Here is a 13,153-nt window from a genome sequence, read left to right as displayed (position 1 = left end):
TCATCAGGAAAACGCCGCTTTAGTGCGTGCGGGTGACTTTGCTCAGGTGGCGCGGCTGGTCCGGGTCCATGCCCCGCGCCTCAGCCAAGCCTGCGGCCATCACGTAGAAGCTCTGGATCGCCAGGATCGGGTCCAGGCTCGGGTGTTCGGCGCGACTAAGGGTCAGGTCGCGTTCGGCGATATCGTCCGGTGCGGCCAGCAGCACGCGGGCGCCGCGTTGGCGCATATCGGCGGCCAGGCTCAACAGGCCGGGCTGCTCGGCGCCGCGTGGGGCGAACACCAATAGCGGGTAGTTTTCGTCGATCAAGGCCATCGGCCCGTGGCGCACCTCGGCGCTGCTGAAGGCTTCGGCCTGGATCGCCGAGGTTTCCTTGAGCTTGAGCGCGGCTTCCTGGGCGATTGCAAACCCGGCGCCGCGGCCGATTACCATCAATTGCTGGCAGTCGCGCAGGGCCTCGATGGCTTGGGTCCAATCTTGCCGGGCGGCTTCACGCAAACCGTCGGGCAGCGCCTGGCAGGCTTGGAGCAACTCGGTTTCCTGGTTCCAGTAGCCGATCAATTGCGCGCTGGCGCTGAGGGTGGCGATAAAGCTCTTGGTTGCGGCCACGCTTTGTTCCGGGCCGGCGCACAACGGCACATGGAATTCACAGGCGGCTTCCAGCGGCGAGTCTTCGGCGTTCACCAGCGAGATGCTCAGGGCGCCGCGCTTGCGCAGCAGTCGCAGGCTGTTGACCAGGTCCGGGCTCTGCCCCGACTGGGAGAACCCAAACGCCACCTGGCCGCTGACTTTCATCGGCGCCTGCAACAGGGTCACCACCGACATCGGCAACGACGCCACCGGGATGCCCACATGCTGCATGGCCAGGTAGGCGAAGTAGCTGGCGGCGTGGTCGGAGCTGCCGCGGGCAATGGTCATCGCCACTTGCGGCGGCTGGCGACGCAGGCGACCGGCCACTTCTTCCAGCAGCGGATTCAGGCGTTGCAGTTGTGCCGCAACGGCGTCGCAGGAGGCCAGGGCCTCTTCAAGCATTTTTGAAGTCAATGGTTTCTCCTTCGACCATTACGTCGGTGAGTGTCAGGGAGCGGTCCAGGCGCACGCAGTCGGCATAGCTGCCGGGTTGCAGGCGGCCGCGTTCTTCCAGGCCCAGGTAGTCCGCAGGAAATTGCGACAGGCGTTGTGAGGCTTCGCTGATGGGCAGGCCGATTTTCACCAGGTTGCGCAGCGCCTGGTCCATGGTCAGCGTGCTGCCGGCCAGGGTGCCGTCGGCCAGGCGTACGCCACCCAGGCATTTGGTCACGGTGTGGCTGCCCAGCTTGTATTCGCCATCGGGCATACCGGCGGCGGCGGTGGAGTCGGTCACGCAGTACAGGCATGGGATCGAGCGCAGGGCCACGCGCATGGCACCGGGATGCACATGGAGCAGATCCGGAATCAGCTCGGCGTATTGGGCGTGGGCCAGCGCGGCGCCGACGATGCCGGGCTCACGGTGATGCAGTGGGCTCATGGCGTTGTACAAATGGGTAAAGCTGGTGGCGCCGGCGGCGAGGGCGGCTACGCCTTCTTCATAACTGCCCAGGGTGTGGCCGATCTGCATGCGCACGCCGCGTTGGCTGAGGGCGCGGATCAGGCCGTCGTGGCCGGCGATTTCCGGGGCGATGGTGATCACTCGGATCGGCGCCAGGCGCAGGTAGTCTTCGACTTCGGCCATCAATGCGGTGTGGGCGAAGTTGGGTTGGGCGCCGAGTTTGCCCGGGTTGATGTAGGGGCCTTCCAGGTGCACGCCCAGTACCCGGGCGCTGCCTGTCGGGCGTTGCTCGCAGAACCTGCCGAGTTCACCGAGGACGCTGGTGATTTCTTCCACCGGCGCCGTCATGGTGGTGGCCAATAGCGAGGTGGTGCCGAACCGCACGTGGGTACGGGTGATGGTCTCGAAGGCGTGCGCACCTTCCATGATGTCGGCGCCGCCGCCACCATGCACATGCAGGTCGATAAAGCCTGGCAGCAAGTAGGGCAGGTCGTTGTCGGCCGGGTCACACGGCGTGCCTTCAATGGCGACCACCTTGCCGTGTTCGTGCACCAGGCGGCCGCGCATCCAGCCGCTGGGCGTGAGGATATTGTCTTCTGACATGGGCAGTTCTCTAAATTCGCAATTCGGCGGAGTAGTCATGACGGCGCAGCTCTGCGACAAAGTCGTAGTAGTCGTTGCGGCAGTAGGTGTCGGTGATTTCAATCGGCGTGTTGTCGGCGGTGTAGCCCACGCGGGTCATCAGCAGCATGGCGGTGCCGGGGGCGATGCCCACCAGCTTGGCGAACTCGTCCGAGGCGTTGATCGCCTGGATATGCTGCAGGGCGCGCACGATGGGCTTGCCGATGCCTTCCAGGTATTCGTACAGCGAATTGCCGATGGCTTGCGGTTGGGGCAGTACGGAGGCGGGCATGGTGGTCATTTCAATTGCCATGACCGTGTCATCGGCTTTGCGCAGACGCTTGAGGCGCGCCACTTTGTCGGTGGGTGACAGGCACAGGCGGATCAGCTCTTCGTGGGTCGGCGGGGTGATGTCGCGCTCCAGCCACTGGGAGGTGGGCACAAAGCCCTTGAGCCGCAGCATTTCGCTGAACCCCGACAAGCGCGACAAGGGTTGTTCCAGGCGCGGCGTGATAAAGGTGCCGGAGCCCTGGCTGCGGCGGATCAGGCCCTGGGCAAGCAACACTTCCAGCGCTTTACGGGCAGTGACCCGCGAGATGCTCAACTGCTCGCTGAGCGCACGCTCCGAGGGCAGGGCCTGCTCGGATTTCCACTGGCCGGCATGGATCGCGGCTTCAAGGCTGCGAGCCAGTTGCAGGTACAGCGGCGTGGATTGCTTGTCGTCGGGGCGCAGGGCCAGGATGGGATTCATCTGTCAGGTTTCCGATGCGTTATTGGAGTGTTGTCGCCCGGTAATGGCCGGAAATTAATACCACTTAAATACCATGTCAATGCTGCCAAAACGGTGCGAACCCCGGTTTCAGGGGGCTTTAATAGGGCTTGGTATCAAGTGGTATTAGAGAGGTCTTTGTGTCGCGCACAAGTGCACTGTCCCGCGCGGTGAACTGGTATTCACCGGCAGGCGCTGCTGGAGGCAGGAATTATTTTCGAATTAATTTACGAACGGTACGAGATTACGGCCGAATCTCGATCATGGTGCCGTCTTTGACCAGGCTCCAGACTTCGCGCATGTCCACGTTGCGCATGCCGATGCAGCCGTCGGTCCAGTCCAGGGTGTGAAACCACTGTTCCGGGTAGTCTTCGGTGTCGGGCGTGCCGTGGATCATGATCATGCTGCCCGGTTTTACCCCTTCGCGGCGGGCGCGGGCAGCGTCGCTGATATTCGGGTAGGAGATGTGCATGGCCAGGTTGAAGCGGTCGCTGGTCTTGCGCCAGTCGATCCAGTAGAAACCCTCGGGGGTACGGCGGTCGCCTTCGATCAGCTTGTGGCCCTTGGGGTTCTTGCCCAGGGAAATGCGATAGGTCTTGAGGGGCTTGCCGTCGTTGATCAGTTGCAGTTGGTGGGCGGACTTGAGTACCAGGACTTTTTCGACGGTTTTACCGCCGAGAGTTTCCACCGTAGAGGCTGGGGACAGCGTGGCAAACGACAGGCAGATAAGAGCAAGCAACCAACGCATTGAAACGGTATCCCTGATAAAGGTGCTGCCTGGAAGGTTATTTGGTTGGGCGTGTCATCGGCGGGACCGACTCGCTGCGCACCGGGTACACCTGTTGGCGACGGTCAGCGAAAAAGCATTCTAAGGTACGCCCGACCGTGCGGAAAGCCAGCTCGGACCAAGGGATATCAGCTTGATCGAACAGCTTCACTTCAAGGCTTTCCGGGCCTGCGGCAAAATCCAGGTCGATCAGCTCGGCGCGGTAGAAAATATGCACCTGGCTGATGTGCGGCACATTGATCAGGGTATAGATGCTCAGGTTGCGCACGCGGGCGCAGGCTTCTTCCAGGGTTTCACGCATGGCCGCCTGTTCCACGGTCTCGCCGTTTTCCATAAAGCCTGCGGGCAGGGTCCAGTAACCCAGGCGCGGCTCGATGGCACGGCGGCACAGCAGCACTTGATCGCCCCACACCGGTACGGTGCCGGCGACGATATTGGGGTTTTGATAGTGAATGGTCGAACAGTGATCACACACAAAACGCAGGCGTGCGTCGCCTTCGGGAATACGTTGGGTAACCGGTTTACCGCACTGGCTGCAGAAATTCATGCTGGGGTTCCTGGAGAATGGGCACATCTTGGCTTGGTGCCGGGCGTTCCTGCAAGTTGTCGTTTCGCGACATGCACCGGGTTTTGGGCTTGGGCGCCCGCACGCTTTGGTGCATGATGCAAGGTAGCCAACAGACCGAGATGACTCATGCTGGACGAGCTACTTCGCCGGGTAAGCAATCACACCCCTCACACCTTGGAAACTGACGGGCGTTTCCCCGAGGCCGCAGTGCTGGTGCCGATTACCCGCACTGACGAACCTGAGCTGATCCTGACTCTGCGCGCCAGCGGCCTGTCGACCCATGGTGGAGAAGTGGCCTTTCCTGGTGGGCGGCGTGACCCTGAAGACCCGGACCTGATCTTTACCGCCTTGCGCGAAGCCGAAGAAGAAATCGGCCTGCCGCCGGGGCTGGTTGAGGTCATAGGCCCGTTGAGCCCGCTGATTTCCCTGCACGGCATCCGTGTAACGCCCTATGTGGGCGTGATCCCTGACTACGTCGAATACCTGGCCAACGACGCCGAAATCGCCGCCGTCTTCAGTGTGCCCCTGGAGTTTTTCCGACAGGACCCACGCGAACATACCCACCGGATCGATTACCAGGGCCGCAGTTGGTATGTGCCCAGCTACCGCTTCGGTGAATACAAGATCTGGGGGCTGACGGCGATCATGATCGTCGAGCTGATCAATCTGCTCTATGACGACGCCAAGATCAGCCTGCACCAGCCGCCCAAGAGTTTTATCAATATCTAAGCCATCGCATGAATGGCAAGCCGTGAGGGAAAACCATGAAATACCGCCTGGGCGATGCCCGCGTCGAGACCCATCCCAACAGTTGGGTCGCACCCAATGCCACGCTGGTGGGCAAGGTCCAGCTGGAGGAGGGCGCCAACGTCTGGTTCAACGCGGTGTTGCGCGGCGATAACGAACTGATCCTGATCGGCAAGAACAGCAACGTGCAGGACGGCAGCGTAATGCACACCGACATGGGCTACCCGCTTACCCTCGGCACCGGCGTGACCATCGGCCATAACGCCATGCTGCACGGCTGCAGCGTCGACGACTACAGCCTGATCGGCATTAACGCGGTGGTTCTCAATGGCGCCAAGATTGGCAAGCACTGCATTATCGGCGCGAACTCGCTGATCGGTGAAGGCAAGGAAATTCCCGATGGCTCGCTGGTCATGGGCTCGCCGGGCAAGGTGGTACGTGAGCTGACTGAGGCGCAGAAACGTATGCTCGAAGCCAGCGCCGCGCACTATGTGCACAATTCGCAGCGCTATGCCCGAGACTTGGTTGAGCAGGAAGAATGAGTGCAGTTGAACGGCCTGTAGCCTCGCCCTGTGTGAATATTTGCGCGCTGGACGAGGACGATATCTGTACCGGCTGCCAGCGCAACGTGGACGAGATTACGCGTTGGGGCCGCATGGATAATGCCGAACGCCGGGTGGTGTTGGGGTTGTGTCATGAGCGGGCGGTGGCCAGTGGGATGGTGTGGATGACGCCCAAAAGCTCGGGTGCCTGATCGATTGCTATCGGGAGCAAGCCCCCTCCCACACTTGAATGTGTTCACAGATCAAAATGTGGGAGGGGGCTTGCCCCCGATGAGGCCCTCCCAGACGACATATGTCTAATTGTGAAGTACCCTGTGTCCCTTGTTCACAGGTCATTCATCCATGTTTTTCCTGATCGCCTACATCAGCAGCGTCGTGCTGATCAACTTCGCCTTCTCCACCGCCCCGCACCTGGATGTCATCTGGTCCGCCTGGGGTGGCCTGGTATTTATCCTTCGCGACATGGTGCAAACCCGCTTCGGCCACGGCGCGATCATCGCCATGCTGGCGGCGCTGGTGCTGTCGTATATCACTTCCGACCCGTCCATCGCCCTGGCCAGTGCTACGGCGTTCGCGGTGTCCGAGTGCATCGACTGGTTGGTGTTCAGCATCACCAAACGTCCGCTGCATGATCGCCTGTGGATAAGTTCGGCACTGAGCATTCCCCTCGATACCTTTATCTTTTTCGGCCTGATCGGCGCGCTGACGCCGGCGGTGGCGGGCACGGCGCTGGTGTCGAAGTTCGCCGGGGTCACGGTGGTGTGGTTGATCATGGCTTGGCGCCTGCGCAAGCGTGCCGTCGCCAACTGAGGCCAATTCTTGCAGTTCATGTAAAATGCCGGCCTTTCTCCCCATGATCCGCTCCCCTGAGGACCTGAGATGACCCGAATCGGAACTCCATTGTCGCCAACCGCGACCCGCGTTTTGCTGTGTGGCTGCGGTGAGCTGGGCAAGGAAGTGGTGATCGAACTGCAACGCCTGGGTGTTGAAGTGATCGCCGTGGATCGCTACGCCAACGCGCCGGCGATGCAGGTGGCGCACCGTAGCCACGTGATCAACATGCTCGACGGTGCGGCGCTGCGTGCAGTCATCGAGGCGGAGAAGCCGCACTTCATCGTGCCGGAAATCGAAGCCATCGCCACCGCCACTCTGGTGGAACTGGAGGCTGAAGGCTTCACGGTTATCCCGACCGCCCGCGCCACGTCGTTGACCATGAACCGTGAGGGCATCCGTCGCCTGGCCGCCGAAGAACTGGACCTGCCGACCTCGCCGTACCACTTTGCCGACACCTTCGAAGACTACAGCAAGGCCGTCCAGGACCTGGGCTTCCCCTGCGTGGTCAAGCCGGTGATGAGTTCGTCGGGCAAGGGCCAGAGCCTGTTGCGCAGCACTGATGACGTGCAGAAAGCCTGGGATTACGCGCAGGAAGGCGGGCGTGCCGGTAAGGGTCGAGTCATCATCGAAGGCTTTATCGATTTCGACTACGAAATCACTCTGCTGACCGTGCGCCACATTGGCGGCACCACCTTCTGCGCGCCGGTTGGCCATCGTCAGGAGAAGGGCGACTATCAGGAGTCCTGGCAGCCACAGGCCATGAGCCCGATCGCCCTGGCCGAATCCGAGCGCGTTGCCAAGGCGGTAACCGAAGCCCTGGGCGGCCGTGGTCTGTTTGGTGTGGAGTTGTTCATCAAGGGCGATCAGGTGTGGTTCAGCGAAGTGTCGCCGCGCCCACATGACACCGGTTTGGTCACACTGATTTCTCAGGACCTGTCGCAGTTCGCGCTGCACGCTCGCGCCATCCTGGGCTTGCCGATCCCGTTGATCCGTCAGTTCGGGCCTTCGGCATCGGCGGTGATCCTGGTGGAAGGGCAGTCGACCCAGACGGCGTTTGCCAACCTCGGCGTTGCATTGAGCGAGCCGGACACGGCGTTGCGTCTGTTTGGCAAGCCAGAGGTCAACGGCCAGCGCCGCATGGGTGTGGCGTTGGCACGGGATGAGTCGATTGAAGCGGCTCGTGCCAAGGCGACCCGGGCCTCCCAAGCGGTTGTTGTAGAGCTCTAAAAGCATCGGGAGCAAGCCCCCTCCCACATTTAACCGCGTATAACCTTTGGAATGCGGTCGAATGTGGGAGGGGGCTTGCTCCCGATAGCGGTTTATCAGGCGACCTTGTTCAAATCATTATCCCGCGTCTCTTTCAGGCACAGCACCGCAATCAAACTCAGCAACGCTGCCGCCGACACATACCCACCGACATAACTGAGCCCACCCATCGCCACCAGCTTGGTCGCGAAGAACGGTGCTGCAGACGCCCCGACAATCCCACCCAGGTTATACGCCGCCGAAGCACCGGTATAACGCACACGCGTCGGGAACAACTCCGGCAGCAGGGCACCCATCGGTGCGAAGGTCACACCCATCAGAAACAGCTCCAACGCCAGGAACAGCGCCACGGCCCAGGTCGAGCCGTGGGTCAGCAGCGGCTCCATGGTAAAGCCCGAGAGAATCGCCAGGATCGCCCCAACGATCAGCACCGGCTTACGTCCATAACGATCACTGGCCAGCGCTGCCAGCGGCGTCGCCAAGCCCATGAACAGCACGGCAAAGCACAGTAAGCCGAGGAACGTCTCGCGGCTGTAGCCCAGTGTGGAAACGCCGTAGCTCAGGGAAAACGCCGTGGTGATGTAGAACAGCGCGTAGCACACCACCATCGACGCAGCGCCCAGCAGCACCGGCAGCCAATGTTGGCTGAACAGTTCCACCAGTGGCACCTTCACCGGTGCTTCCTTGGCTACGGAGTTGGCGAATACTGGGGTTTCATGCAGCTTCAGGCGTGCATACAGGCCCACCATCACCAGTGCGGCGCTGAGAATGAACGGAATACGCCAGCCCCAGCTACGGAACTGCTCGTCATTCAGGCTCATGGCCAGGATCAGGAATAAACCGTTGGCCGCCAGAAAGCCAATCGACGGGCCCAGTTGCGGGAACATGCCGAACCAGGCGCGCTTGCCTTTGGGTGCGTTCTCGGTCGCCAGCAATGCCGCGCCGCCCCATTCCCCGCCAAGGCCCAGGCCCTGGCCGAAGCGCAATACGCACAACAGAATCGGTGCCCAGGCGCCGATGCTGTCATAACCGGGCAGCAAGCCGATCAAGGTGGTGCACACACCCATCAACAGCAGCGAGGCCACCAGGGTGGATTTGCGCCCGATACGGTCGCCGAAATGGCCGAACAGCGCCGAGCCCAGCGGACGGGCGATAAAGGCGATGCCAAAGGTCAGGAACGACGCCAGCATCTGCGCCGTACCGGAGCTCTGGGGAAAGAACACCGGGCCGATCACCAGCGCAGCAGCCGTGGCGTAGATATAGAAGTCGTAGAACTCGATGGCGGTGCCGACGATGCTCGCCGTGGCGACGCGGGCGGTCGAATTGGTCGGGGCGGCGGTCGCAGCCTCTTGGTAAGTGGTGCTCATGGCAGTATCCCTGACGGTCATTGCGCGTTTGGACGCGGATTATTATTGGTCGAACACCCATGGATCAGGGTTGTGCGCGGGGCGGCTCGGGATGGGAGCAAACACCGGTCGGACATGATAAAGCGGTGCCTGGACACGCTGAGTGCGGGTAGCACGCGGTCGGGCGGGGCTTGGGTAAGCCGGATGGATTATAGGAAGGGGGCTAAGGATCCAACAAGGGGCTGGTGAGGATCTATGGCCTGGAACTGGATCAATGTGGGAGCTGGCTTGCCTGCGATAGCATCACCTCGGTTCAACTGAAGGACCGAGTCGCCTGCATCGCAGGCAAGCCAGCTCCCACATTGACCGGGTTGAGCCTGCTGAGGTCAGGCGGCCACGGGCACATGGCTGGTATGCCAGATCAACACCTTGCTCACCCGGTTGTCCTCGGTTTCGAGGATTTCCAGGCGATAGCGGCCGATCTTCAGGCACACCGCGCAATCGGGGATGGTTTCCAGCGCTTCGGTCACCAGGCCGTTGAGGGTCTTGGGGCCGTCGCTGGGCAGGTGCCAGCCCAGGCTTTTGTTCAGTTCGCGGATCGAAGCGGCGCCGTCAATGATGTAGCGGCCATCGGGCTGGGCCTCGATGTGGGGGTTATCCACAGCCTGATCGCTTTCGAACTCGCCGACGATTTCTTCCAGGATATCTTCCAGGGTAACGATGCCCAGCACTTCGCCGTATTCGTCCACCACCATGCCCAGGCGCCGTTGCTGCTTGTGAAAATTCAGCAGTTGCAGCTGCAACGGAGTGCTTTCCGGAACGAAATAGGGTTCGTGACAGGCAGCGAGCAGCGCCTCTTTGGTCAGGCTGGCGTCGGGGAGCAGGTGCTGGACCTGGCGCGTGTTGAGCACCGCTTCGACCTGGTTGATATCACTGTGGAACACCGGCAGGCGCGTGCGTTGGGAACTGCGCAGCTGCTCGATGATCTCGTCGATCGAGTCATCCAGGTTGATGCCGTCCACTTCACTGCGGGGCACCAGGATGTCGTTGACGGTGATGTTATCCAGCGCGTGGATGCCGGGCATACCGGGCGCGCGGTCCTCGTCGGCCTCAGGCGGGGCTTGGTCGTCATGGTCCGGCAGCGGCTCATCGCTGTTTTTCACCACACCGGACTTGCGCGCGAACGGGCGCAGCAGCAACAGGCTGATGCCGTTGAGCAGCCAGGCCAGCGGGTAGAGGATTTTCAGCGGCACGCCCAGCAGGGCGTTACCGAAACCCAACACCGCTTGCGGATGGCGGGTGGCCAGGATGCGAGGCAGGTAGTCGGCGAGAATCAGCAGCAGTGCACAAGAGATCAGCCAACCCAGCCATGGGCCGTTCTGCGCCCAGGCATAGATTGCCAGCAGCGTGCAAAGGATCACCACGGCGGCGCGGCACAGGCTGTTGCACAGAATCAGGCTATGGCGCGGGAAGCTCAGGCGTGCGGCAGCCTTATCGCCCTGGCGGGTGCCGGGGCGCAGGGCCAACAGATGCTGTTGTGCTGCTTCGATGGCGGTAAACAGCGCCGCCCATAAAATCAGCAAGGCAATGACGGCGAGCATCGGCTCCAAAGGCAAGTTATCCATGATCGCTGCCCGTCAGATATGCAGGATGTATTCGCGAACCAGCTTGCTGCCGAAATAGGCCAGCATCAGCAGGCAGAACCCGGCCAGGGTCCAGCGTATTGCCTTGTGCCCACGCCAGCCGAGGCGGTTGCGGCCCCACAGCAGCACGCTGAACACCACCCAGGCCAGGCACGCCAGCAGGGTCTTGTGCACCAGGTGCTGGGCGAACAGGTTCTCGACGAACAGCCAGCCGGAAATCAGCGACAGCGACAGCAGGGTCCAACCGGCCCACAGGAATCCGAACAGCAGGCTTTCCATGGTTTGCAGCGGCGGGAAGTTCTTGATCAGCCCTGAGGGGTGCTTGTGCTTGAGCTGGTGATCCTGCAGCAACAGGAGCAGGGCCTGGAACACCGCAATGGTGAACATGCCGTAGGCGAGGATCGACAACAGGATATGGGCAAGGATACCCGGCTCTTCGTCAATCACCTGTACGGTGCCGGTGGGCGTGAACTGCGCCAGCAATACCGTCAGCACGCCCAAGGGGTATAGCAGCACCAGCAGGTTCTCGACGGGAATGCGGTAGCAGGCCAGCAGTGTCAGTGCGATGACGGCCGCGGCGATCAGGCTGGCGGCGCTGAAAAAGTCCAGGCCCAGGCCCACCGGCGTCATCAGGTGAGTGAACAGGCTGGCGGCATGGGCCAGCAGGGCCAGCACGCCAAGGCCGACGAGCAGACGTTTGTCCGCTTTGGCGCCTTGGGCCAGACGAGTGCCCTGATAGAGAGTCGCAGCGGCATACAGAATGGCGGCGGCGAGGCTGGGTAGCAAACTGGGTGACAAGGGGAGCATAAATCCTGGTAGGCAAGCCCGAAAGGCGTTGAGTTTGGCACACACCTGCGTTGCAAGAAAGACTCCCGGGCCAGACAGCGGGTGTGCATGGGCGCAGTCTTCGCTATAATCCGCGACCTGCCCACGCCGCAGGCTCGGCGAGCGCTGTTTTTAATAGCGATTGACCACAGCCTGGGCCGCCATTACCTCGGTCTACCTGCATTTCGATGAGTAGGGCCTGAAAGGATCGCGCATGTTTGAAAACTTGACTGACCGTCTCTCGCAGACGCTGCGCCACGTTACCGGCAAGGCCAAGCTGACCGAGGACAATATTAAAGACACCCTGCGTGAAGTGCGCATGGCGTTGCTGGAAGCCGACGTGGCCTTGCCGGTGGTGAAGGATTTCGTCAACTCGGTCAAAGAGCGCGCGGTCGGCACCGAAGTGTCCCGCAGCCTGACCCCGGGCCAGGCCTTCGTGAAGGTCGTCCAGGCCGAACTCGAAAGCCTGATGGGCGCGGCCAACGAAGACTTGAACCTGAGCGCCGTGCCGCCAGCCGTCGTATTGATGGCCGGCCTGCAAGGCGCGGGTAAGACCACCACCGCCGGCAAGCTGGCGCGCTTCCTTAAAGAGCGCAAGAAGAAATCCGTGATGGTGGTGTCGGCCGACGTGTACCGTCCGGCGGCCATCAAGCAGTTGGAAATGCTCGCTGGCGAAGTAGGCGTGACCTTCTTCCCGTCCGACCTGAGCCAGAAGCCGGTCGACATCGCCAACGCGGCTATTAAAGAAGCCAAGCTCAAGTTCATCGACGTAGTCATCGTCGATACCGCCGGTCGCCTGCACATCGACGAAGAGATGATGGGCGAGATCAAGGCGCTGCATGCCGCGATCAACCCGGTCGAAACCTTGTTCGTAGTCGATGCCATGACCGGCCAGGATGCGGCCAACACCGCCAAGGCCTTTGGTGATGCGCTGCCGCTGACCGGCGTGATCCTTACCAAGGTCGACGGCGACGCACGCGGCGGTGCCGCGCTGTCGGTACGTGCCATTACTGGCAAGCCGATCAAGTTCATCGGTATGGGCGAGAAGAGCGACGCGCTCGAGCCGTTCCACCCTGAGCGTATCGCCTCGCGTATCCTCGGCATGGGTGACGTGCTCAGCCTGATCGAACAGGCCGAAGCCACGCTCGACAAGGACAAGGCCGACAAGCTGGCCAAGAAGCTGAAGAAGGGCAAGGGCTTCGACCTCGAAGACTTCCGTGACCAGTTGCAACAGATGAAGAACATGGGCGGCCTCGGCGGCCTGATGGACAAGCTGCCCAACATCGGCGGTGTGAACCTGGCGCAAATGGGCAATGCCCAGGGCGCGGCAGAGAAGCAGTTCAAGCAGATGGAAGCCATCATCAACTCCATGACCCCGGCCGAGCGCCGCGACCCTGAGCTGATCAGCGGTTCGCGCAAACGCCGGATCGCCATGGGTTCCGGCACCCAGGTGCAGGACATCGGTCGCTTGATCAAGCAGCACAAGCAGATGCAGAAGATGATGAAGAAATTCTCCGCCAAAGGCGGAATGGCCAAGATGATGCGCGGCATGGGCGGTATGTTGCCCGGCGGCGGCATGCCGAAAATGTAAAGTATTCGAGCGGGAGCCCGGCTCCTGCTCCGACCCACAGGGATGTGGGATCTCCAGCAAACCCGCC

The 13,153-nt window shown here is 61.7% G+C and carries 14 protein-coding genes; 6 read left to right on the top strand and 8 right to left on the bottom strand.

From position 1 onward, the window contains the following. Nucleotides 1-19: 19 nt before the first annotated feature. From J1G33_RS07850 to J1G33_RS07830, 5 genes are all read right to left on the bottom strand, one after another. Nucleotides 20-1,042, bottom strand: coding sequence for an SIS domain-containing protein (locus J1G33_RS07850; RefSeq protein WP_103734892.1), 1,023 nt, complete (start codon nucleotides 1,040-1,042; stop codon nucleotides 20-22). After that, nucleotides 1,023-2,129, bottom strand: coding sequence for an N-acetylglucosamine-6-phosphate deacetylase (gene nagA / locus J1G33_RS07845; RefSeq protein ID WP_122733549.1), 1,107 nt, complete (start codon nucleotides 2,127-2,129; stop codon nucleotides 1,023-1,025). The genes J1G33_RS07850 and nagA overlap by 20 nt, the downstream gene beginning before the upstream one ends. Before the next feature lie 10 nt (nucleotides 2,130-2,139). Further along, a complete protein-coding gene (locus J1G33_RS07840) occupies nucleotides 2,140-2,898 on the bottom strand; it encodes a GntR family transcriptional regulator (RefSeq protein WP_078822243.1) in 759 nt (252 codons plus the stop codon). A gap of 262 nt (nucleotides 2,899-3,160) precedes the next feature. Continuing rightward, entirely contained in the window at nucleotides 3,161-3,664 is a 504-nt protein-coding gene (locus J1G33_RS07835; protein WP_103734891.1) for a L,D-transpeptidase family protein, read from the bottom strand. A 37-nt stretch (nucleotides 3,665-3,701) separates the two neighbouring features. Next, nucleotides 3,702-4,250: an NUDIX hydrolase gene (locus tag J1G33_RS07830; RefSeq protein ID WP_223017895.1), complete on the bottom strand. Its 549-nt coding sequence runs from the start codon at nucleotides 4,248-4,250 to the stop codon at nucleotides 3,702-3,704. A 147-nt stretch (nucleotides 4,251-4,397) separates the two neighbouring features. Here J1G33_RS07830 and J1G33_RS07825 point away from each other — a divergent pair, with 147 nt between their 5' ends. The 5 genes from J1G33_RS07825 to purT all read left to right on the top strand — a co-directional run bounded on the left by J1G33_RS07825 (nucleotide 4,398) and on the right by purT (nucleotide 7,642). After that, nucleotides 4,398-5,000 carry a CoA pyrophosphatase gene (locus tag J1G33_RS07825; RefSeq protein WP_078822240.1) on the top strand — a complete coding sequence of 201 codons (603 nt, stop codon included), beginning with the start codon at nucleotides 4,398-4,400 and terminating at the stop codon, nucleotides 4,998-5,000. A 35-nt stretch (nucleotides 5,001-5,035) separates the two neighbouring features. After that, nucleotides 5,036-5,560 (top strand): gamma carbonic anhydrase family protein, encoded by a 525-nt coding sequence (locus J1G33_RS07820; protein WP_078822239.1) that lies wholly within the window; start codon nucleotides 5,036-5,038, stop codon nucleotides 5,558-5,560. Continuing rightward, nucleotides 5,557-5,772: a DUF1289 domain-containing protein gene (locus tag J1G33_RS07815; RefSeq protein WP_032879631.1), complete on the top strand. Its 216-nt coding sequence runs from the start codon at nucleotides 5,557-5,559 to the stop codon at nucleotides 5,770-5,772. The genes J1G33_RS07820 and J1G33_RS07815 overlap by 4 nt, the downstream gene beginning before the upstream one ends. Before the next feature lie 151 nt (nucleotides 5,773-5,923). Further along, nucleotides 5,924-6,391, top strand: coding sequence for a preQ0 transporter (locus J1G33_RS07810; protein WP_078822237.1), 468 nt, complete (start codon nucleotides 5,924-5,926; stop codon nucleotides 6,389-6,391). Nucleotides 6,392-6,460: 69 nt separating this feature from the next. Beyond that, nucleotides 6,461-7,642 carry a formate-dependent phosphoribosylglycinamide formyltransferase gene (gene purT, locus J1G33_RS07805; protein ID WP_068967660.1) on the top strand — a complete coding sequence of 394 codons (1,182 nt, stop codon included), beginning with the start codon at nucleotides 6,461-6,463 and terminating at the stop codon, nucleotides 7,640-7,642. A gap of 95 nt (nucleotides 7,643-7,737) precedes the next feature. Here purT and J1G33_RS07800 read toward each other — a convergent pair whose 3' ends face one another. The 3 genes from J1G33_RS07800 to ccsA form a co-directional block, all read right to left on the bottom strand. Beyond that, nucleotides 7,738-9,048, bottom strand: coding sequence for an MFS transporter (locus J1G33_RS07800; RefSeq protein ID WP_005791128.1), 1,311 nt, complete (start codon nucleotides 9,046-9,048; stop codon nucleotides 7,738-7,740). 365 nt (nucleotides 9,049-9,413) lie between these two features. After that, nucleotides 9,414-10,652 carry a transporter associated domain-containing protein gene (locus tag J1G33_RS07795; RefSeq protein WP_005791125.1) on the bottom strand — a complete coding sequence of 413 codons (1,239 nt, stop codon included), beginning with the start codon at nucleotides 10,650-10,652 and terminating at the stop codon, nucleotides 9,414-9,416. Between the two features lie 12 nt (nucleotides 10,653-10,664). Further along, complete coding sequence (ccsA, locus tag J1G33_RS07790) at nucleotides 10,665-11,468, bottom strand: cytochrome c biogenesis protein CcsA (RefSeq protein WP_177327411.1); 804 nt, start codon at nucleotides 11,466-11,468, stop codon at nucleotides 10,665-10,667. 241 nt (nucleotides 11,469-11,709) lie between these two features. Here ccsA and ffh point away from each other — a divergent pair, with 241 nt between their 5' ends. Further along, nucleotides 11,710-13,086, top strand: a complete 1,377-nt coding sequence (gene ffh / locus J1G33_RS07785) for a signal recognition particle protein (RefSeq protein WP_017139724.1) — start codon at nucleotides 11,710-11,712, stop codon at nucleotides 13,084-13,086. Nucleotides 13,087-13,153: the final 67 nt, after the last annotated feature.

The organism is Pseudomonas sp. P867 (assembly GCF_019891455.1).
Lineage (GTDB): Bacteria > Pseudomonadota > Gammaproteobacteria > Pseudomonadales > Pseudomonadaceae > Aquipseudomonas > Aquipseudomonas synxantha_A.
Note: the sequence above shows the minus strand (reverse complement) of the source record. Positions and strands in the feature narration are given on the sequence as shown.